Here is a 22322-nt window from a genome sequence, read left to right as displayed (position 1 = left end):
CTCCTTCCGACTCACTCGGGATTCTTTTTCCCGGCTAGTCCGAGCCACTAGGCAGACCAAAGTGGCGAATTTTGGATCGTATATCTTGGTCATCAATTGGCGAGATCGATGGCGGCGTTCCAGGAATCGCTGACTCGCAATTCATCGATTTGAGCGGCTGCTCGAATGCCCAGCGAAAGTCGAATCGAAGAGAACTTCACCGGGCCAGTCGACGCGGTTCCGTAGACGGTCCAAGCAGACGGTTGAGTTTCATCGACCAGCTCATCGGCTCGGTAGACTCGTAAGTTTGCGGTGGTGCGGTTTGATTCCGCCTTGTACATGAATACAAACAGATGTGGCTCGCCGACAGCGAGCGACATTGCGGTTTCGTCAATCGTGCCCGAGTTATTCAGAAACAATCGCTGGTCGGACCTGACGCCAAAAGACACCGAATGGCGGCGGGTGAATCTTGGTGACACGGAATCAGGTTCCAGAACAATTTGTATGGCGGCGGATTGTTCGTCGTCCTTGCTGTCGCCGGAAGGCTGTTTGTCGGACGGCTGCTCGCCAGAAGATTGGCGACTGATCAGCAGACTCACAAAGATTGTCTCGCCTGGACTCAACTCAATCGGCTTTTCGAATTGCCTCCGCAAATTCTCTCCGCCTTGCAGCGAAAGAAGACGGCGGCTCGAACGTTCTTTCCCGAAAACAATCCCCTTCGGAGCATCGATGACTTCGGCGAGCGGTCCGCGACCAAAGCCAGCAGATTCCCAGCCACCGGACCAACCAAAACCGCTGCGGTCTCGCCGGATCTGGCCAGCAAGATTCTCGAATCCGTCATAGGCGAGCAACTCGCCGCCAGCTGCTTCACGGACTTGTTCGTCAATGCGTCGCACAAATTGCCGTTGCCCAAAAGGAATGTGATTCGCTCGGCTGGGTTCGCTGCGAAGATAGCGCCTCGCGTCACCGGTGGTAATCCTATCTTCGAAGTCAGCATCGACATTGGTCGGCGTCCAGATCACGCTGCCATCAAAGACATGGACTTCGGTCGCTAGTGAATCCAACGCTACCGCATACTGTGTCCCTTCGTCGATGATCTGGGCCTCAGGGGTTTCAAGCAGAAAACCATTGGACACTTCCGTGACGTTGACAAAAACGGTGCCGGCCAGGAGTCGCGCTGAGTCGGCAGTGTTGACGAGCAGTTCACAAGGACCTTCAAGCACGACATTCGTTCCCGAATCGAATCGCAGTTCGGCGGCTCCAGATGTCAGCTTGATCATGCCCGCGCCCAACATTCCATCGGGAAGCGATGGCGGTTGCTGCCAGACGCAATCCGCTTGTGCGATCCATTTTCCGAAGGGCGGTGCGGTCGGTGGAGTCGCTTGCGGGGTTGGCTTGTTCTGCTGATCTGCCAGATTGAGATGTTCTCGATCGGGTCGCTGCGTCCACCACATGGCGATTGCGAGGATCGAAGCCGCCGTGGCGATCAATGTAATGCGCCGCCCCCAAGCGGTTCGTAAACTCTGTTTAATAGCTGAATCGCTGATCAGGACTTGACGCTGCGCACCACCGTCAGTGGCCCAAGTTCGCAAGCCTGCTTCGATATCCATCCGCTCACGGAAGATCGCGCGGGCCGCGGCGTCTTCCTTCAAATGGTTTTGCAACGACTGATGCTCGGCCTCTGTGATGGTGCCATTGATCAGAGCGTTGATGGATTGCTGGAGCATCTCGTCGCTCATGATGCTGCTCCCTCTCGGGCAATTCGTAAACGTATGCAGGCGAGCAGTTTTTCGCGAAGTCGGGCGAGTTGCTTGTAAAGTGCCGTTCGTTCGCATCCCAGTTGTTGTGCGACTTCGGTAATCGATTCCGTACCGGCGTAGCACTGCTGGAGGATCAACTGTTGTCGCTCCGAGAGTTCGCTCAGGCAATGCCTTAAAGCATCCAGCCGCGATTCCGAGAGCGATTCTTCTTCGGCCGCTTCGCGCGCCATCAGCTCAACCAGTTCGACATCGAAATGCAGACGACTCCGCCGCTGTACGGTGAGGAAGTTACGGACTTCATTGAAGGCGATGCCACACGCCCAGTGAAAGAAGCTCCCTTGGGCATCGAAATCCTGCATCTTCTTCCACAGAACAATACTCGTCTTTTGAAATACATCCTCGACATCCGCTGGATTAACCAATTGCTTCGCGATAAGAGCGTACAGCCGGTGACGATGCTCCATCAGCAACGCCATGAAGGCGGCTGTACCGTCGTCGGCGTCAGGTTGTACGTTTGGGTTAGTCAACTGCAGAGGTTCCAAGTTGAGTGGTTCAAGTTTTCGCGTCGTCCAACGGTGATCTTACAGTAATGCCGCGATTGGACGGATTGTCCAAAGATTTCGTTGAAAAAAATATCGATGTCCACGAACCCCAACGGGGTTCAACATCTTGCATACTCCGATGCCGTAAATATTCCGTATTTTCGCGGGCAATCTGATTCTGCCCGTACGAACACTTGCGGGCCGGAAAATGTTCGGCTTTCGACCGACCAATGCAAAAACCGGAGCGTAAGGATGAGATTTTGGAATTCAGCAGTTTTCCTGCTGGCCTTGCCGACGCTGCTTCACGCCGATGAGAAATTCGTAAAGATTCAACGAGTCAGCGGGAATCAAGTTGCGGTAGTCCCTGATGCAGCCAATGGCGGTGGTGGAGCCATGCGCGGTGGCGGAAGACGACGCGGCGGTTCCGCAACAACGCAGCCAACGATCTTGACCGTCTCTCCTGACACAAAGATCACCTCAGCGATGCGTGAGCGGCGGACGTTCGAATTTCGCGTCGGTGCAGAACTGGCGGGCGGGCTGAAACATCGCGTGTTCCAGGAAATGAAGGCTCCTCTTTCGGCCCGCATCGTGAGCGACGGCAATCAGATCACGGAAATCAACGTGATCATTTCCGAAACCGACATCAATCAGTCGAGCACAACGTCCAGCGGCGAAGCAGTCATCGCGGTTCGCCCCAAACGTCCTCCCATGAAACGCTCGTCTGCGGTGGGAGAGGCAAAATGAGACGAAGAACTCTGTTGTATGCGATCGTTCTCGGCTGTCTCAACTGGTTGATGCTCAACCAAAATCAACTGCGTGCTCAGGAAGACGTTCGCTTCTTCGAGTCGAAGATACGTCCGGTGCTGGTCAAGCACTGTTACGAGTGCCATTCGAGCGAATCGGGCAAGGCGCGTGGCGGGCTGAAAGTAGACTCTCGGGACGCGTTGCAGCGCGGTGGAGACTCGGGCCCGGCGGTTGTTGCCAAGTCGCTGGAAAAGAGCGAGTTGTATCAAGCGTTGTTGTATCACGACGATGGCATACAAATGCCGCCCAAAGGGAAACTGCCGCAAACAACAATCGACGACTTTCGCCAATGGATTCTGATGGGGGCCCCCGACCCTCGCGTCACCGCCATCAATCCAAACGTGGCCAGCGCGATCGATATCGAGGCAGGCCGACAGTTCTGGGCGTATCAACCGTTATCGCCAACTCCGCCAATGGCAACCACATCAGAGTGGCCCACAACCGCGATCGATCGGTTTGTTGAAGCGAAGCTGCAAGAGCAAGGTTTAACTCCCGTCGACGACGCTTCACCGGAAGTGCTGGTGCGACGACTGTACTTCGTGCTGACGGGTTTACCACCGTCGCCTGAAGATTTGCGAAAGTGGACTTCAAGGCTTCGAGTGACGTCTCTCGCTCCGCGAAACGATCAATTCAGCAGCCAACCTTTCGAGGAGCGAAAGGCGACTTTGGCACAGCTTGTCGAGGAGTTGCTCGCTTCTGATCGCTATGGCGAACGTTGGGGACGGCACTGGATGGACGTTGCTCGTTTTGCTGAGTCGACAGGGGGCGATCACAACAATGTCTACCAGCACGCTTGGCGATATCGTGACTACGTCATCGACGCATTCAACGACGACAAACCGTTTGATCAATTCATTCGCGAGCAGATTGCCGGTGACCTGTTGCCGATCAGCAGCGAACAGGAATGGGCGAACAACGTCATCGCGACGGGGTTCTTGGCAATCGGCGTCAAGTCGGTGGGGGAAGAAGATCAACAGCGGTTTTTTGCAGATCTTGTTGACGAACAGATCGACACGACGACGCGGGCGTTTATCGCAACCACGGTCGCATGTGCTCGCTGTCACGATCACAAATTCGATCCGATTCCACAAGCCGACTACTACGCGCTTGCTGGTATCTTCCGATCAACTGAGACGCACTATGGTTTGCTCAAGGCTCAAGCCCGACAAGCGACAACCCTGATCGATCTGACCGGTATGGGACCATCGGCAGGCACGCCAGAACTCAACGCGGAAGAATACGCGGCACTGATCAAACAGCGCGATGATGCCGCCCAGGCAATTGAAGATGCAATGAAGAAGATCCGCTCGGGCGAAAACGTCTTTCGGGGACTGCTCCGCAAGTATCGGTCCGATCGTGATGAGACCGAAGCGGCACTGCAAGCTTACTCGAATCGCGGTCAGCCTCGTGTCTTTGCGATGGGAACTCAGGATCGTGATGCCGCACTTCCGACTCGCCTTTTGATCCGCGGTGAACTCGACAAGCCGGCTCAATTTGTCGATCGAGGCGTGCTGCAGGTGCTCAGCCCGCCGAAGAAGCAGACACTAAACGCGTTGACGAAAGACGCGAGTTTTCGTCAACATCGTACGCCGGGTTTGCCAAGTCTTATACATCTCAGTCAAAGTGGCCGATTGGAATTGGCGGAATGGATCGCCAGCCCCGAGAACCCGCTGACGGCTCGTGTGATCGCCAATCGGGTTTGGCACTGGATGTACGGGCGAGGGCTGGTGCGGACGGTCGATGATTTCGGTCATGCCGGAGAGACGCCGAGCCATCCAGAGTTGCTGGATTACCTGGCGAGTCGACTGATCGAAGAGAATTGGTCGATCAAGGCACTGATCCGCGAGATTGCACTGTCGCGGACATGGCAACTCGCCTCGACCTACGAACCGCAGAACTACGGCATTGACCCTGACAATCGATTCTATTGGCGGATGAATCAGCGGCGGTTGGAAGCGGAAGCAGTTCGCGATGCCATGCTAGCCGTGTCTGGGCAACTGGATGTGGAGCGCCCGCAGGGCACCTACCTTCGAGAGGCAGGTGAAGGGGGCGTTGGGCAGAATGTCTTCGAGCCCGTGATTCGCGCGATCGATGCCAACACGCGGTCGGTGTATCTCCCGCGTGTCCGCAGCGTGCTACCCGAAATGATGGAGACTTTCGACGCGCCCGATGCAAGTCTTGTCACCGGCAGCCGCGATACAACTTTAACGCCGTTGCAGTCGCTCTTCCTGATGAACAACCGATTCGTGCAGAACCAGGCATTGGCGATCTCGAACCGCGTGATGAAACAGCCAGCCAGCCAAAGGCTTGAATATGCTTACCTACTAATGCTCGGCCGACTGCCGACAGCATCGGAAAGGATACTTGTGATGGATTATTTGACCGATGAGAAAAAGCTTCCGCATGTATGCCAAGCGATCTTGTGTACGGTCGAGTTCAGTTCGATTGATTAAACATGGCAATATTAACATTCCGACCGCGAAATCGCGCACGAACCCCAACGGGGTTCAACACGGCGGCATGTTCAACCCCTTCGGGGTTGGTGCCGCGTTTGGCACGCAACCCCGGGGTGCGCTGCGCGACCCCGGGCTTTGTTGTTGGACTGCTTCGCAGTCCGAACGCGATGCAATCATCAATTTCGAATAATACTCATTCCAATATCGCAATCTATAATAACGGCACCTCTTATGAACTCTCGCTTTTGCTCCCACAGAACAACTTCAATCACACGGCGCGATGCACTGCGGATGGGTTCCGCTGGGTTTGGTTATCTCGCTTTTGCGGGACTAGCTGCGGCCGAGTCTCAACAGAAACTACCCAAGCCGCACTTCACCCCTCTTGCCAAACGGGTGATCTTTCTTTGCATGCGAGGTGGACCGTCACACGTCGATACGTTCGACTACAAACCTCGCTTGAAGCAAGCCCATGGAAAACCATCCAACTACGGTTCCCCCTGGTGTGCATCTCCTTGGAAATTCAATCAGCACGGGGACAGCGGAATGTGGATCTCGGAGTTGTTTCCCAACGTGGCTCGACACTCGGATGATCTGTGCTTGCTCAATGCGATGCACTGCGACCAACCAGCCCATGCGCAAGCCTTCATCCAAATGCACACCGGAAACTTTCAGTCGGTGCGGCCATCGCTGGGTGCTTGGACGCTGTACGGTCTTGGCAGTGAAAGCCAGAATCTGCCGGGCTTTATCTCCATCAATCCGCCTACGGCAACCGGTGGTGCTCAGAACTATGGCAGCTCGTTTCTGCCAGCCGCGTTTCAAGGAACTAAGTTCACGATCCAAGACAGTTCACAACGCAACCGTCGCATCGATCAACTCCGTCGCGGCGAAGCCAATCCTTACGGCATCAACAACGCAGTGAATCAACGCATCTCGCGATCCCAGCAGCGTGATCAGCTCGACCTTATCAGCGCACTCAACCGCGAGAAACTCAGCCGCGATCAGCACAATCCGCTGGTTGAAGGAGCCATCGAAAACTTTGAACTCGCCTTTCGCATGCAGGATGCGGTCCCCGGTGTGATGGATATTTCGAGTGAAACGGACGAGACCTTGAAGCTTTACGGGATCAACGAAGACCCGACCGATGGCTTCGGTCGTCAATGCTTGCTCGCGCGGCGATTCGCGGAAGCGGGCGTACGGTTCATCGAACTGGGGCATGGCAGTTGGGATCAGCACAGCAACATCCAGACAGCTCTGGCGGACAATTGCGCCGAGACAGACAAACCGATCGCCGGACTATTGACCGACCTCAAACGTCGTGATTTACTGAAAGATACCTTGATCCTGTGGGGCGGCGAATTCGGTCGCACGCCCTACTCCGACTCTGGAACCGGTCGCGACCACAATCACAGAGGGTACACGATGTGGATGGCCGGCGGAGGTGTGAAAGGTGGCTTTCAGTATGGTCGCACCGACGATCATGGATACGAAGCAATTGAAAACAAGATGCACATCCATGACTGGCACGCCACCATCCTGCATCTGCTCGGTCTCGACCACGAGCAACTCACCTACCGCTACGCCGGCCGCGAAATGCGTCTGACCGACGTCGCTGGATCGGTAGCCACAGATATACTCGCATAAACTCCCGCCAAGGTGATTGCACTTCTAAGTAAGAATCGGGCTATTGTCACAGCCTAGCCGTCTTCTATTCGAAATAGGCTCTCATTTCGCTGTTACTCTGGCAAGCAAACCCTAATTTTGTCGAAGGTCCATTGCCATGGTCCTTCTCCGGTGCATCCGTCGCGGCATTACGACCTATCATGATTTGAATGACGATCTGGTCCCAGCCTCGGCCCAGGACGAACCTGTTTAGGGCAATCTCGGAGACTCTTTACCCGAGCCGCTTGATTTCGTTTCCGAGCCCCAGTTCTGTGTCCGACGTCTCCAAAACGCTGGATTTTGGCGAGGCACAAGACATCCAGGACGGAGTTAAATCATGAGCAACAAAACAAGACACAGATATCGCAGCAATATTGGCTTGAGGTATTATTTGGATGAAAAGGTCTGTGATCCAAGTTTGCTGTCTCGCCAAAGTTATGAGGTAATGTATTGACTTTCGGCGTGAGGGCGTTCACCGATTAACTGCATCTGTATACAAGACTCCCTTGGAATGCAATTATGAACAAGAAGCAAGATCGAATTAAATCGCTGAAGAATGCCCGAAAGGCTTTGGACAGACGACGCAAACATAACTCCACGGATGCTGCACCGATCTACATTACATACCGCCATCCTGACAATCTGTTCGCCATTGATTACCCCGCGCACTGGAAGATTGAAAAGACAGACGACGGCTCGGTCGAGTTCTCGGCAACGGAGACAGACGATTGGGCCGGAATCATGCTCTTCCGCATCCCTATGCCTATTGAAGCCGAACAGATTGAAAAGACAGGTCGCTTCAAACAAATTGCCGCTGCAATGTTTGCTAAGGTCAACTCTAATAACGTTCGTAGCGACCCAACAATCATCTACAACAACTACACAGCCGATCGACCAGAGGAGAATCAAGCGGGACAGCGTTGGTTCGTATTGGCCGCCGATTTGATGCTCGGCATTTCTACAAGCTGCTCGGTCGAAAAAAAGGAAGTCTACATCCCGCTTTTCGAACGAATGTTATCGTCACTACGAATCAACCGTGACGATGAATTGCTCGCAAGTCGAATCCTCACGCGCGTCCTCCGTGCGATCACCGCTGCATTGCCTGACGCTAAGGTGCAGAATGATGGTCTGACCATAAAGACAGACAAATTCGAGGTCTCGATCGAAAATCTTATGGCTCAAGTCAAGCGCAATCCGATTCGGCTCGACGAGATCGTGGATCAGTTTATTCGGGGCACGCTTGGCCTTTCTCGCCACCAGGAAACCCTCGGGCAAGAGTCGTGGGACGAAGTGCGTGGCCGTATCCAACCGATGCTCAAAAGCGACAAATACATTCAAGAAGCCAATGAGCGCACGACTCGCAAAGGCCAAGACTCCGACAGTTCTTCGTTTTTAGTCAGTCTTCCGTGGCTTGCTGATTTAAGAATTTGCTTTGCTCTCGACGACAAAGCGACATTCCGTTTCATCAATAGCTATGACATCCAGCGCTGGAATGTTTCTCTTGAGACCATTGCACAGGTTGCTTTAGAGAACTTAGAAGCGCTCCCAGAGCCAAAGTTATTAGTTATGAAGATTGATGAGAATGAACCCGCAGTTGGAGGCTTGCAACCTTCCGCAGGAGCAGTCTCGAGCTACCTTCTTCATCCAAAGCTGCACAAAATTGTCAGCAGCCAAATGGAGGGTGAAATTGCGGCTGCGGTCCCATCTCGCGATGCATTGATTCTATTTGAGTATCGTGGTCAGCGTGCAGCGCTACTGAAAGCGGTCTCCCATGACTTTTCAACGACCAATCACCCAGTCTCCGACCGTCTCTTCAGAGTCACTCCCGACGGTATCGCGCTGCTGTAGAAAGAATTCCGTCTTGAGCTGCTCGGATACCGGCAATGGGCTAGTCTTTTGTAGATCGCCCTGTTCTGTTCGCATTTCCTAGTAAGCGGTGTGTTCCCGAATGAAGACGAAACGTTTTTCCTCTTTTGTTCTGTGTTGTTTTGGGCTAAGTTGGCTCTTGGGACTCACTCTTCTACAGCCAGAATCCCACGGTCAAGAGACTGATGATGCCTCCCCACCTTCGACGAGCAACAGTTGGTACTCGGGAGCGGAGTTTACCGGTCCACTGAAAAAGGTCATCGGAGAAGTCAACGCGGACTCGTCCATACCCGATTTGAAATCGATACTTGGTTTCGACTGGGGAGAGGACATTGCAGACCACCAACAAATCGAACTCTACCTCAAAGCTCTCGCCGCCGCTGCTCCCGATCGCTGCAAACTCGTTCGGTATGGAACCAGTTACGAAGGCCGAACTTTGAACTACCTTGTCATCAGCGATCCGAGTCACATCGTTCGAATGAGCGAGATTCAGGCTCAATTGCAACATTTGTCCGATCCTCGCTCATGCGATGAAGCGGCTGCCAAGCAACTGATTGAAACGATGCCAGCGAGCATACGGAGCGTTGGCCAAACGGTCGATCGAATCACTATTGGTTCGATAGGAATCGTGATTGATTTCGGCAGAGCCAAAAAGAAAACCGTGCCAAGGTCGCAGCCTACTTGTAATGGCAACCACAGATCTACGTCGATTCGCAAGAAATGGGAGCCAACAGCAGTTACTTTTTCCCACCATCTTCCGATCCAAAGAATCCTTATCTGTCTTCCTTCAATTCAAACTTATTCGTCCGTATGTGGGGAAAATGTTCGGAGATGGGAAGCGTTCGTCCAAATGACCCTCTGTGTATTCCTCCCGCGGTACCGCGTCATCGGGCCAGCTCATAGGTCGGATTCTAACAATCCTCCCGGGACGAATGCCCTCGATGATCTGGTCCACTTTGATTCGGATTTGGATCCCACTACTTCCTAGCGGGACGTCATTGTCCTGTTTCATCACGTCCAGAATGGGGCCCGATATGGCCACCAAGGATTGCCTGACCGTCCCATACTCATGCTTTAAATTCGCTTCCGACGCAGCGACCTGTCCATTGATGCCCTTCTGGAAATCGGCATAGAGGGATGGATCCATGCCGCCGAACAATGCTAGGGTCACTGTGGCGCTGCCGAATTTACCATACTCAACGCCATCCACGTACGCAGGCATCCAACGGCTGCGGATCAGCTCCCGATGCACCTCAATCTGGTGCCGGGCGGCTCGTTGCATCGCCGTCTCATCGAGCCAGACGTCTGAAATATGCATCCGATTTCCAACACGTCGCTCCCAGTGCCCTGCTGGCTTCCAGGCGATACTGAGATGGACGACCTGACCATCGAGGGATTTCTTTCCCTTTGCAGGCCATACGCCTTCTGTAATCAAGTCCTCGAGACCGAGTTTTTCCCGGCCACGCCAGAAGCGGGTGGCCGCATCGATGCTCATTCGCCGCACGTCTTCTCTGTCCTCTCCGTCGGTAATGGATTCGCGGTGGGCGACAATCATCCCCGTCTTATCGCCCGTGATCTCGACCTCCTTTAACCTCCAGACCTTGCCCTCCCGGAGGCAGAAACTGGGCTCGTCCTCTAGCAGAATTGCGTGGTTCTCAGCAGGTTGAGTTGGGGTGGTGTTGGCATGGTCGATAACCGGCACTGAGGAGAGCTTGGGATCTGGTGGCAGATAGAAACGACCGTGGAGCATGGTCCCGAGCGGGATGTCCCGCAGATCCGCCGGCGCGCCGTGATAGCGCACGATTCCATAGGGTAGCATGGCAAAGGGATGCGGGGCCGTGGAGTGGAACAGCTCTCCGCCAGTCACGCGGATGCTGCCGCGGCGGTTCACATGGTCCACAAACACGAGCTGGCCGTCGTAGGCCTTTGCTTTCTCCATCGGAGGAAACTCGCCGGCTTTGGGGCGGAACGGTTCGTCTGCGCGAACCACAACTGCGAACAGTAACCACAACGCAAAGCCGCAGGCGAAAAAACAACGATGCCTGCGGACGCTTAAAGAAGCTGCACGAAACAGAATGAGACTACGGTACAAAATGTAATTATGCATTGCGATCTGGTGAATTAGAACGGATTAAGCCAACAAGCATTGAAACAATCTCGACCAACAAAGCTTTGCCTGTATCAGTTGTTTTAGAATCGGTTATCTTTTTCGCGCACAAAACATCCAAGCAAGCTGCGCATTCGAGTGCTGAACCTCGGGCTGTGTCGACAAACTTGCATCGATCCTTGGATGTGAATTTCCCATTTCCTTCTGCGATATTCAAAGGTACAGAAGTTGACGCTCGCTCAAGTTGATCGTGCGTCGCAATCGATTTAGGAACTGTCTCAAGTAAATCATCAACCCAGGCGACAAAGCGAATGGATTGTTGGTAGACACTCAACTTTTCATGGTCAAACTGCTTCGACATACTCTTACTCTTAATCCTAATCTTAATCCTACTCCTACTCTCCCCCCCCCTCCTACTCCTCAATCCTCCATCCAATCTCCATCCGACCACCCAACCCAACTCACATTCGCAAGTGGATGGACAAGTAGATGGATAAGATTAAGAGTAAGATTACGATTAAGAGTAAGATTACGATTAAGAGGACTGAAGCTCAACAACCGAATTGCTGTCCCCGAACTTGTCAGTCTCAACGCCCATGCGCTGTGCCATCATCAGCAGCAGATTGCTCATGTGTGCGTTCGGATTGGCCGGGCGACTGCAGAGCGAGTAGTGCTCGCCGGGCTTGTCGAGTTGGTAGCCCTTGAAGTGACCTTGATTGAAGTCGAGATGACTGCCGTGCTTGAGGCCGAGGTCCGATCCGCCAGCGAGCACGAGCGGCAGATTCGCATTGCCGTGGCTATGGCCGTATGACATGCCACTGCCGAATAGTGACATCGTCGAATTCAACAGTGGTTTGCCGTTGAGGTCTTTCGTTTCGGCGAGTCGCGTGAGGAAATAGCTGTATTGCTCGATGGCAAACGTGTCGTAGTTCGTAAGCTTCTCCATATAGCCAGGATCGCCGCCATGGTGACTGAGCTGATGGCGCGACTCGGTGATGCCAATTTCGGGAATGGAGAAGGCATCTCCCTCGCCGCCTAGACTGAAGGTCGCCACGCGGGTCACATCCGTCTGAAAGGCGAGCACCATCAGATCATACACGGTGCGAAAGTAGTCCCCCGCCATCGTGGCCGCGATGTCGCGGTTGGTACGCTTGCGATCAGCATCGGAGATGGTCGGAAGTGGCGTGTCGAGCCATGCATCGGCCCGCCGCGTGCGGATCTCAGCCTCGCGGACGGAGGTGAGGTATTGCTCCATGCGGCCTTTGTCCTCCGCCCCCAAGCTTTGATCGAGCTGTCGCACCTCATCGAGGTTAGCGTCGAGCACGCTACCCTTGCGACGCAAGTTCTTCCTCTGGGCCGCCTTGCCCCCTTTCGGTTCTTCAAACATTGATGCGAAGATTTCGCTACAACTTCGCATCGCAGGCAGCCGGACACCGTCTGCGGTCCAAGCGAGCGACGCCCCAGTGAGGGCAACATCCATCGAGGGGTAACGGGTGTGCGGTGCCGTGATCTCCGCGATCTTCTGGTCCACGGAAATGGTGTTGCGGTCGGTAGGGCCGAGCTTGCCGCCGGTGAGCCAAACGGAAATGCAATTGTGGTCGTGGCCGAGCGCTCCCGGGTGGTGTAGCCCGCTTAGGGGAGTAATGACCGCGCGGTGTTTCTCCAAAGGTTTGAGTGACCGGGAAAACTCGTAGTCTTTCCCCGGCTTCGTGATCTGGTAGTTCAGTGAATGCACACCGTTGGCGAGATAGATGAAGGCACTGCGCCGGGGAGTCTCGAAATTCGCTTCGGCAGCTCGCAACGGAACCATGCACTCCAAAAGCGGCAGCGAAATGCAAGTGCCCATCGCACGAAGCGCGTGCCGACGGTCGAGAAGCCAGGATTGGGAGAGAAAATTCATGGTTCTTTTTCCGTGTTAAATTGGAGGTGTTGGCCCTAAAGGCTCAGCGTTAGTTGTCGAAAAATGTGTGTCGAAAGATACTGTACTAATTTTTCGCCACACATCTTTCGACATTCGGTATCCTGAATCTAATTAAGGATTTTCATCTTTTCCGCATCAGTTCCGACAAAGCCACGGCGCGTACGATGTCACGAACACCGTACTGGTTCTTCTTTGCTTCATCCAAGATCGACTGGATATCATCCGCGTCATCCACAGTCAACACGCGGCGAAGTGCATAGGTGCAGAGATGCTCAATAAAAGCCCGTGCAATCTTATCGCGATCTTCTAGCAGCAACTGTTTGAATTGGACGACATCGCTATAGGAACGACCATCGGGCATGACACCCGACGCATCGACCACTGGGTCTTTACCGGTCCCGGATAGAACGCGTTCGTGTGTTCGCCACTGTCCAATAGCGTCATACTGTTCCATGGCGAATCCGAGGGGATCAATTCTTTGATGACAAGCCGCACAGTTTGCGTGCTGTGCATGTGCAGCAAGCTTCTCCCGAATCGTCGCTTTAGGGCTTTGCGGCGGATTTGGCTCAATCGGATCAACGTTGGCTGGAGGCGGTGGCGGAGGCTTGTTGAAAATCACTTCGCTGAGCCAGACGCCGCGATGCACTGGGCGATGGCGCGTACCGTCTGAGGTCAGGCCGAGCACGGCACCCATCGTCAGTAGACCTCCGCGATGATCCTCGGGCTTGAGCGAAATGCGATGAAAGCCCCCTGTCTTCGGCTCCGGCAAACCGTAGAACTCGCAGAGCCGGGCATTGGCCATCGTCCAGTCGGAATCGATGAACTCATCTACAGCCAGGTTCTTGTCGAACAGTTCGCGGAAAAACTCCACCGGCTCAGCCTTCATGCTAGTCTCTAGCCACGCCTCGTAGCTCGGGTAGAGATTCTTATCCGGCGGGAACATGCCCACTCGGTGCAGTTGCAGCCACTGCCTTGCAAAGTCATCGATGAAGCGGTTCACCTTGCTGTCGGCCAGCATCCGGTCCACTGCTTGCTCAAGTGCAACGGACATCTTGTCCGTCGGCGCATCCGGCGGACTGGAAGTCCGTCCTACAACGTTCAGCGAACCGCTTCTCGCCGCAGCCAGTAAGGCGTCATCCGGCATTGAACTCCAGAGGAAATACGAGAGCCGTGAGGCGAGTTCTGAGTCGGTGAGCCATTCGCGTGCGACCTTGTCTCCTTCGACGAGATAAATGAAGTGCCTGGAGGTGAGCACGCCTTGCAATGCGACCCGATAGGCATCGGTCAGCGTCTCACCCAACTCGCGCTCGGCGCGGTAAGCATGCAGATACCGCTCCAGTTCCTCCCTATTCACCGGGCGACGCCAGGCGCGTTCAGCGAAGCGTTTCAAATGCTCCGCAACGACTTCGGGCGTTGCGTCATCGGGCGGTAGCAGATCCTCACGCCGGGTTTTTTCCTCTTCTGACAACAGTGGACCCTCCCATTCGATCCAGTCGATGATCGCCAGCGAGTAGAGGCCGTTCCCCTTGTCATCGAACAATTGGGGGAATGACGGAGACGTTACCTGGGTCTCGCTGCTATGGGTGAAAATCGTGCTGTTGTACAACCTGTGGAAGTGCAGTCCTTGCAGCTGATTGCTGGCCTCCAGGTTGAAACGCAGTCCCACCGGCATCTCGAGCGACAACTCCGTCTCATAGACCTCGGGACTATCCTCAGGTGCGGTGATATCAATACCGATGAGCCGAGTGGCAATTGGGTTTTCACCATCTCCCGGAATGCCGATGCTCAGGCGTGCCGTCTGGCCGCCTGGCGGGCGAATTCCGCTGGCCTTTATGCGAACTTTGTAGAGTCCGCTGTGTTCCGGGCCGATTCCTTGCCCTAACCACCCTGTTGAGAACGCCACAGGTCCGGCATTCGGAGAAGCACCGGGGTAGATCAAACAACGCAACGGTCGCTTGATGCCGAAGCGATCCAGCGCCGCCTGCTGCTTCTTCCCACCACCGGGAAGCAATTCCGCTGCGGTCTTGCGGACCTTACGAGGCTCCACGCTTGCAGTGGGCAAGGCACGGTCAAGCACGATCTCAGCGGCACGGTAATAGCGGTCCACATGGGACGGCGAGAGGGACAGCTCCGACCCGATGCGCTCAAACCCGTGCTAAAGCGTGTCTTCGTTTAGTTGGCCTGGCTTGGTTGGGTCGTAGCGCACGCCGAGCAGGTCATAGACCGTGTTCTGATATTCCTTTCGGCTTAACCTATAATGGGCCACCAATGGCCTCGCCGCCATCCTCGCGGCCCGGCCCTCTTTCAACCTTGCGTCCAGATGCGTGACAAACTTGGCGATTTCTTGCTGAGTCGGTCGCTGCTCACTCTGAGGCGGCATCTCGCCGCTATTCACTTTCTCCAACGCCTCGGCCCAATGATGTGAATCTATACCAGCCTTGAAATCCCGCGACAGTTTGTCGAAGCGAATGTCCCCTTCTTCCGCCTGCGGTCCATGACAATGAATGCAGTGTTTCTCCAAAAAAACTTCAAAAGGTTCCTCAGCAGAAACGTCACTAATCAAGCCAACGCTGGTAGCCAGGAACAGGAGTGCACACACGACTAGCGTAAAGCCGGGAACGGATGTCTCGCTCCGGCCCGTACGACGGACTTCCAAAGTGGCTTTGCGTAGTTGACTCTCGACGTCATTCGCAACGGTTTGCTTTTGGAACTTGCGAAACGTGCCGTAGCTCGGCGGATGGATTTCTTGCAAGCTATTCATCCCTGTACGCTACACCGTCGACGGTCGACTGTCAACAATGGCAATTCAATTTGCACAGGTGGCTATCAAAGGGGCGAAAATCTGCAATGCGTGCATTCTTCAAGGTGATGATCGATTGCTAGTTGTTCGACCAAACATGCCGCAAAGGAATCCGAAACAAAGTAATCCGAAAAATGGTGCTCGCGAGGCCGAACCTACGGCGTATTGATGTACAGCTTGACGTTACGCGTTGCCCGGCCACCGGCCACAATGTCGGGACGCCCGTCTCCGTTCAGGTCCGCAACGACGAGATCCTCCGTGGCCATACCGCCAGCATCAACCACATGAGCTGTCCACTGATCACCACGCTCGGAGCTAGCCTTGTACACGTTCACGCCAAACCGCTTTGGTGTGTCACTGTGACCGAAAATAATTTCGTCGCCACCATCGCCGTCCATGTCTGCCGTCCAAATCGCATGACCACGCTGAAAGCCCTCGTCGATCACAATTCGCTGCCAGGATCCCTCCGGTGTTTCCTGCGGCAAGTAAACCACCAGCATCGTCCCATGCATCGGTTCGACAGTCACCAGAAACGGTTTACCATCGGCCAGGCGTCCTGACTTGATTTCCCCAGCCCCACTAGTATCAGGCTCCGAGCCCTCTGTACCGGAGTGCAAGTGGCGGGTTTGCCACGCCTGATCACTGTACTGGATTTCGTGAATTCCCTCGCGTGAGGCGGTCAGGGTACGGATCGCCCCGTTGGCCGCGGAGTCAACATGCCAGTGGTTGTGCATACGGTTTAATTGGTGGTTCATCACCGTCGCTGGCCATCGATCCCGCTCGGGCCGGGCGGGGATTTCCAACGCAGATAGATGTACACCTGGCCCGGTGACTGCATTCAGTGGCGATACGACCAATTGGGGTTTGCCTTTGCCCATGACATCAGCAAACCGCATTCGATGCGTCCAACGCAGGTCAGCGATGAAGTGAACATTCCATGGCTGGTCGAGCGAGTCTCTTCGGTTGACCCAATGTATCGAGCCAGCCGATGTCCAGCCTGCACCTATGGCAAAATCGATTTTGCCATCGCCGTCGATATCGTAGGGTTCTACGCAAACATTGTCTCGCGGGGTCTGATTCTGAATAATAACCCGGCGTTGCCAGCTTGGATTCTGATACCAGTAAAGGCTATCCTCGCTGAGCGCAACAATATCGGTTTTTCCATCGCCATCGACATCGGCCAGCGTCACCGCATAGCACACTTGACCTATGTTGGAATCTACCACCACACTTTCAAACTTGGGAAACGGTTCATCTGCCCGAGCTCTCTCGACGCACACTGCTGTCTGCACGAACGGGGTCATCAGAATTACAAACAGAAAATAACGCATAGCCGTAGTCTCCGGATAATGGAACTTGGTGTTCAGTCTGCTTCCAAACAGAATCAATAAAGGTGTACCAATGAATTCGGCTAGATAAGGACTCGTCTTCCACCTTTTAAATTTTCAAAATTGATTATCGATCTGGTAAGTTTTGACTAGCTCGGCAAAGTCGTCAAGCTGTTGCTGTTGCCACTGAGGTTCATGTTGTAATTCTTTCATCATTAGGTCGGCAACGGCAGGTGCTGCTTGTAACGCAGCTTTGGCATTGAGAAACAACAGCCGACTGCGGCGTGCCAAGATGTCTTCTAGTGTTCGAGCCATCTCGTGGCGAATGCTCCACAAAACTTCAGCGCCGCAAAGGCTGTAACCGTGCACCAGAGGCTTGGCGAGGGCCTGATCTTCCTGAGCCAGTTGCGCAATCGCCTCTGCATCGGTGCCGTAGCTACTTTTAACAGCCAAAGGATTTTCCAAATTAAAGCCTGCACCATGGATCGGCAGATTAACTGTTTGGCAGGGACTCTGCGACAACGAAGACCATTCGATGACTCGATCGATGCAATCTTCTGCCATCTTCCGAGCGGTTGTCCATTTGCCCCCTGTGATTGTGACCATCCCAGACTCTGAACGCAAAATCGTATGGTCGCGAGAAATTGCAGCAGTCGATTTTGTCTCTTTGGCCCCTCCCGGTCGAACCAAAGGTCGAATACCGGTAAATAGACTCAGCACATCTGAAGCTTGCGGTACCCGCGTTAAATACTGAGCTGAAGTCGCTAACAAGAATTCGATTTCCGATTTTTTGGCTGTCGGTTCGGCAACCGGCTTTTCTAGCGGCGTATCAGTCGTCCCTACAACCACATGGTCATACCAGGGAATCATAAAGATCACGCGACCATCGGAAGTCTTGGGTACAATCACGGCAGTATCGCCAGGCAGAAATTCTTTGGGCAGGACGAGGTGAATTCCTTGACTGGTGGCAACCAGCGGTTGAGCATTGGGTGAATCCTGGGCTCGTAAGGAATCGCAAAAGGGGCCAGTAGCGTTGATGATGGCTCGAGCATGAATCTGATATGTTTGCCCCGATTCGCTATCGTTCGCAGCCACACCACTTGCGCGCCCGCTTTGGTCTTTCAAAATGTCGATGACAGGAAAATAGTTCAAGGCAGTTCCACCTTGTTCGACAGCGGTCTGCAAGATATTGATCAGTAGACGGGCATCATCAAATTGCCCGTCCGAGTACAACACTCCACCGGCTGCCTGCTCGGGCCGGATTGTCGGCACCGCTTGCAGAGAGGACTGCCGACTAAGCAGGCGAGATTTACGAAAACCACTGCGGCCAGCCAGCAGGTCGTAGACTTTGAATCCCAATCCATACCAGCAGCGCTGCCACAGGTTGCGGCAAGGGACCAAAAAGGACATTTCCTTGACGACATGCGGAGCATTGTTTCGCAACCGAGTTCGCTCACGCAATGCATCGCGAACCAGGGATACATTCCCTTGAGCCAAATACCGCACGCCGCCATGTACCAATTTGGTCGATCGGCTGGACGTCCCTTTACCGAAATCATGCTTTTCTAACAAAATTACAGACAACCCCCGGGCGGCTGCATCCAATAGAATACTGGCACCGGTTGCACCGCCACCGATCACCAACACATCCCAGGGTGTTGTTCGTTCAATCAGTTTCTTGATTCCAGCTTCACGTTTCATGGATTTATTCTGATGGTTGTTCCCAAGCTCTTGATCTATCCAGGGCCTCCATCCAACGACCAAGTCTTTGCCGAGCTTCGGTTGGTGACATTTCTGGTAAAAACGTTCGCTCGGCTTGCCAGACTTCTTCAATCTCTTCAGTGGAGTTCCAGAATCCAACGGCTAGGCCCGCCAGGAAAGCGGCACCTATTGCAGTGGTTTCGATGACCCGAGGACGAACGACGGGAGCCTGAAGAATGTCGGCTTGGAACTGCATCAATAAATTGTTGGCGGCGGCGCCACCATCGACTCGTAGTTCTTTTACCTGCAAACCGGTGTCTTGTTGCATTGCAGTCAATACATCTGCGACTTGAAACGCGATACCCTCCAAAGCCGCACGGGCCAAATGAGCTTTGGTGGTACCGCGGGTAATGCCCACTATGGTGCCTCTCGCGTAGGCGTCCCAGTGGGGGGCTCCCAAACCGGCGAACGCGGGTACCAAATAGATGCCGTCGCTGTCGGGGACGGTCGCCGCCAATGTTTCGACTTCGGCAGAAGAATTGATAATCCCCAGGCCATCACGCAACCATTGTACCGCTGCCCCCGCAACGAAGACACTTCCTTCTAAAGCGTATTGGGTTCCAGCAGGTGTGCGCCACGCAACACTGGTTAACAACCGCTGCGTGGATCGTTGGGGTTGGTCGCCGATGTTCATCAGCATGAAGCATCCGGTTCCATAGGTATTTTTGGCCATCCCGTGGCGAGTGCAATTCTGACCGAATAGAGCGGCTTGCTGGTCCCCTGCCGCCGAACCTAATGGAATCGGACATTCGAATAAATCTGCGGCTGTTTCTCCAAAATGATGACTGGTAGGACAGATCTTAGGTAGCATCGATTTGGGGATTTGCAACAAGCTCAATAGTTCGTCGTCCCATTCGCCGGTTTCAAGATTCATCAGCATCGTGCGCGAGGCATTAGAAATATCGGTCACATGTAAGCGACCACCCGAGAGATTCCATAACAACCAGCTATCGACTGTTCCGAATGCCAAATCACCTTTCTCGGCCATTTGTCTAGCACCATCGACGTGATCTAGAATCCAACGAAGTTTAGTCGCGGAAAAATAGGGATCGATGACTAAGCCGGTTCGCTGCGAGAACAAAGGTTCGTGACCTGCTGCTTTTAATGAATCGCAGAAGGCAGCGGTTCTGCGATCTTGCCAGACGATGGCTCGGGTGATAGGTTGCCCCGTTTGGCGATTCCAGACCACGACGGTTTCACGCTGGTTGGTGATCCCGATCGCCGCCACGTCGTTGGCCGCAACTTGGCCGGATTGAAGAGCTTGTCGAGCAACATCCAGTTGCGACTGCCAGATTTCTGATGGATCATGTTCGACCCAACCGCTTTGCGGGAAATACTGGCGGAACTCCTGCTGAGCGACCGCCAAAATCTTGCCTTCACGATCGAAGAGGATCGCCCGCGAACTGGTTGTTCCTTGGTCGAGTGCTAAAACAGCCCGCATGGTTCTACCTTAGTTGAGTCGATGATAATCGTGGTCGGAAAAACGAGATGAGGTAATAGTATGCGAACCGACATCAAGTCTGCTCGATCCTCAAAACCTGTCCAAAATTTCCTATGCGATCAATCTATCCTAGCTTAACCGACGAAGTCCAATCGTCCGCGGAAACTGAGATGTTAAACAGGAAAATAATATAATAGATTTTTAGGTTCACGGTTTAGGTTTCCAGCAGATTCAGGGAGGCCAGCAGATTATGGGAAACAGGGACTTCGGATTGAAATGCGGATTGATATGCTTAAATGAGTCGTTAAACGGCATCTTGATTACAGCGGCATCTGAAATCTGCTGGCCTCCTTGAATCTGCTGGAGACAACTCACCTTCTTGCACATAAAGAAAATGGTTGCTGTCGAAAAATGTATGTCGAAAAATAGAGCTCTAATATTTCGTCCTACATCTTTCGACAGCCCTAACCTGACATGTTCGATGATCACGACAAAATCTCCTTGACCACATGGGCGTGTTCGACACCTGTTAAGCGGAAATCGAGCCCAGCATGGCGGTAGGTGAGTTTCTCATGATCGAGTCCCATGAGGTGCAAGATGGTGGCGTGGAAGTCGCGGACGTGAACCGGCTTGTCGACCGCATACATACCAATCTCGTCGGTCGCGCCATGGACAATGCCTCGTTTGACTCCCGCACCTGCTAACCAAGAACTATAGCCCGTCGAATGATGCTCGCGACCTTTGTGGTCTGCGCTATTGTTATACGGTGTTCGCCCAAATTCGGTTGTCCAGACGACGAGCGTTTCATCAAACATGCCACGTTGCTTGAGGTCGCGAATCAAGGCTGCAATCGGTTGGTCGACGTTCTGCGCTAGCGGTTCGTGAGTCTGCATGTCTCCGTGAGCATCCCAATTATTAGACGAACCGGTATCGATCAACTCCACAAAGCGCACGCCGCGTTCAACCAGTCGGCGGGCAGCCAGGCATTGCCATCCGAATCCGCTCTTCTGATCGGGCTTCAAGCCGTAGCTGTCCAGTGTTTCCTGCGTCTCGTCAGTAAAATCAAACGCGTCAGGTACCGCCATCTGCATGCCGAAAGCTGTCTCGAACGTCTGCAGGCGCGCCGTCAACAATGGGTCACCGCCACGCTGAGCGAGATGTTCCTGGTTCATTTCTCGTAGCACTTCGAGTTCCAATGCTTGGCGGTCTGTTGGCACTCGCGGTTTGACGTTCACAACCGGTTCGCTCCCTGGGACAACGAGAGTGCCTTGGTGTGCTCCTGGAAGAAAGTCGCTGGAGTAAACTTGTGTGCCCGCGTAGGTCTGTTTTGGAGCGATGACCACGAAGCCCGGCAGATTGCGATTCATGGAACCAAGCCCGTAGGTCACCCACGAACCGATACTAGGCCGGGCCACAGTAAAGGAACCAGTGTGCATGCCGAGTGTTGCAAAGTAGTGGTCGACGTGAGAGGTATACATCGAGCGGATGAGTGCGATGTCATCGACTTGCTGGCCTATGTGCGGGAACAGGGAACTGACTTCAGTCCCGCACTCGCCATGCGGTTTAAACTCCCACTGCGGACGCTTAAGGTAAATTCGCTTATAGTCGTCCCGACCTTTGGCGGTAGGATGATCCGATGATATCTCTTTGCCATGCTGCCGAGTTAATTCTGGTTTGGGGTCGAACGTATCGACATGCGAGACACCACCCGTCATGAATAGGAAGATGACGTTCTTGGCTTTGGGTGCAAAATGGGGTTCGCGAATCGCGAGCGGATCTCCATCATCGGCCAGTAACTGGTTCAAAATGCCAGGGAACAGAATCGAGCCGACAGCAGCAGATCGGAGGAAATGTCGTCGTGATTGGGTCATAATCTGGGGTTCCAGCGTAAGTTCGGC

15 protein-coding genes and 2 pseudogenes are annotated in these 22322 nt (G+C 53.9%); 6 read left to right on the top strand and 11 right to left on the bottom strand.

Going from position 1 to position 22322, the window contains the following annotated elements; all coding sequences use genetic code 11:
* Positions 1–92: 92 nt before the first annotated feature.
* Entirely contained in the window at positions 93–1718 is a 1626-nt protein-coding gene (locus SH449x_RS11725) for a FecR domain-containing protein (RefSeq protein WP_482381520.1), read from the bottom strand.
* Positions 1715–2266: a sigma-70 family RNA polymerase sigma factor gene (locus tag SH449x_RS11720; RefSeq protein WP_482381519.1), complete on the bottom strand. Its 552-nt coding sequence runs from the start codon at positions 2264–2266 to the stop codon at positions 1715–1717. Before SH449x_RS11720 ends, SH449x_RS11725 begins: the two co-directional genes overlap by 4 nt.
* A 267-nt stretch (positions 2267–2533) precedes the next feature.
* Between SH449x_RS11720 and SH449x_RS11715 the strand changes: the two genes are divergently transcribed.
* The 5 genes and pseudogenes from SH449x_RS11715 to SH449x_RS11695 all read left to right on the top strand — a co-directional run.
* Positions 2534–3025 (top strand): hypothetical protein, encoded by a 492-nt coding sequence (locus tag SH449x_RS11715; protein ID WP_482381518.1) that lies wholly within the window; start codon positions 2534–2536, stop codon positions 3023–3025.
* Positions 3022–5538 carry a PSD1 and planctomycete cytochrome C domain-containing protein gene (locus SH449x_RS11710; RefSeq protein WP_482381517.1) on the top strand — a complete coding sequence of 839 codons (2517 nt, stop codon included), beginning with the start codon at positions 3022–3024 and terminating at the stop codon, positions 5536–5538. The genes SH449x_RS11715 and SH449x_RS11710 overlap by 4 nt, the downstream gene beginning before the upstream one ends.
* Positions 5539–5772: 234 nt before the next feature.
* Positions 5773–7182: a DUF1501 domain-containing protein gene (locus SH449x_RS11705; RefSeq protein ID WP_482381516.1), complete on the top strand. Its 1410-nt coding sequence runs from the start codon at positions 5773–5775 to the stop codon at positions 7180–7182.
* Positions 7183–7719: 537 nt separating this feature from the next.
* Positions 7720–9048, top strand: a complete 1329-nt coding sequence (locus tag SH449x_RS11700) for a DUF1444 family protein (protein ID WP_482381515.1) — start codon at positions 7720–7722, stop codon at positions 9046–9048.
* A 100-nt stretch (positions 9049–9148) separates the two neighbouring features.
* Positions 9149–9478: pseudogene (locus SH449x_RS11695) on the top strand (hypothetical protein); the annotation flags it as partial.
* 375 nt (positions 9479–9853) lie between these two features.
* Here SH449x_RS11695 and SH449x_RS11690 read toward each other — a convergent pair.
* The 5 genes and pseudogenes from SH449x_RS11690 to SH449x_RS11670 form a co-directional block, all read right to left on the bottom strand.
* Entirely contained in the window at positions 9854–11173 is a 1320-nt protein-coding gene (locus SH449x_RS11690) for a hypothetical protein (protein WP_482381514.1), read from the bottom strand.
* A complete protein-coding gene (locus tag SH449x_RS11685) occupies positions 11166–11534 on the bottom strand; it encodes a four helix bundle protein (protein WP_482381513.1) in 369 nt (122 codons plus the stop codon). Before SH449x_RS11685 ends, SH449x_RS11690 begins: the two co-directional genes overlap by 8 nt.
* 174 nt (positions 11535–11708) lie before the next feature.
* Positions 11709–13073 (bottom strand): DUF1552 domain-containing protein, encoded by a 1365-nt coding sequence (locus SH449x_RS11680; RefSeq protein WP_482381512.1) that lies wholly within the window; start codon positions 13071–13073, stop codon positions 11709–11711.
* A gap of 142 nt (positions 13074–13215) precedes the next feature.
* Positions 13216–14997: a DUF1592 domain-containing protein gene (locus SH449x_RS11675; RefSeq protein WP_482381826.1), complete on the bottom strand. Its 1782-nt coding sequence runs from the start codon at positions 14995–14997 to the stop codon at positions 13216–13218.
* A gap of 168 nt (positions 14998–15165) precedes the next feature.
* Positions 15166–15855, bottom strand: a pseudogene (locus tag SH449x_RS11670) (DUF1587 domain-containing protein); the annotation flags it as partial.
* A 37-nt stretch (positions 15856–15892) separates the two neighbouring features.
* Between SH449x_RS11670 and SH449x_RS11665 the strand changes: the two are divergent.
* On the top strand, positions 15893–16063 hold the full coding sequence (locus tag SH449x_RS11665) for a hypothetical protein (protein WP_482381511.1): 171 nt from the start codon (positions 15893–15895) through the stop codon (positions 16061–16063).
* On the opposite strand, the gene SH449x_RS11660 is transcribed toward SH449x_RS11665, so the two are convergent.
* From SH449x_RS11660 to SH449x_RS11645, 4 genes are all read right to left on the bottom strand, one after another.
* Positions 16050–17225, bottom strand: coding sequence for an FG-GAP repeat domain-containing protein (locus SH449x_RS11660; RefSeq protein WP_482381510.1), 1176 nt, complete (start codon positions 17223–17225; stop codon positions 16050–16052). The genes SH449x_RS11665 and SH449x_RS11660 overlap by 14 nt on opposite strands.
* A 114-nt stretch (positions 17226–17339) precedes the next feature.
* The gene (locus tag SH449x_RS11655; protein ID WP_482381509.1) at positions 17340–18923 is read right to left on the bottom strand and encodes a glycerol-3-phosphate dehydrogenase/oxidase; all 1584 of its coding nucleotides are present in this window, start codon (positions 18921–18923) and stop codon (positions 17340–17342) included.
* A 4-nt stretch (positions 18924–18927) separates the two neighbouring features.
* Complete coding sequence (glpK, locus tag SH449x_RS11650) at positions 18928–20424, bottom strand: glycerol kinase GlpK (protein ID WP_482381508.1); 1497 nt, start codon at positions 20422–20424, stop codon at positions 18928–18930.
* A 485-nt stretch (positions 20425–20909) separates the two neighbouring features.
* Positions 20910–22295, bottom strand: a complete 1386-nt coding sequence (locus SH449x_RS11645; RefSeq protein ID WP_482381507.1) for a DUF1501 domain-containing protein — start codon at positions 22293–22295, stop codon at positions 20910–20912.
* Between the last annotated feature and the right edge of the window lie 27 nt (positions 22296–22322).

Source organism: Brakhagea baltica, from assembly GCF_052161605.1.
Lineage (GTDB): Bacteria > Planctomycetota > Planctomycetia > Pirellulales > Pirellulaceae > JBKCUI01.
This window is presented reverse-complemented; position numbering and strand designations above follow the sequence as displayed.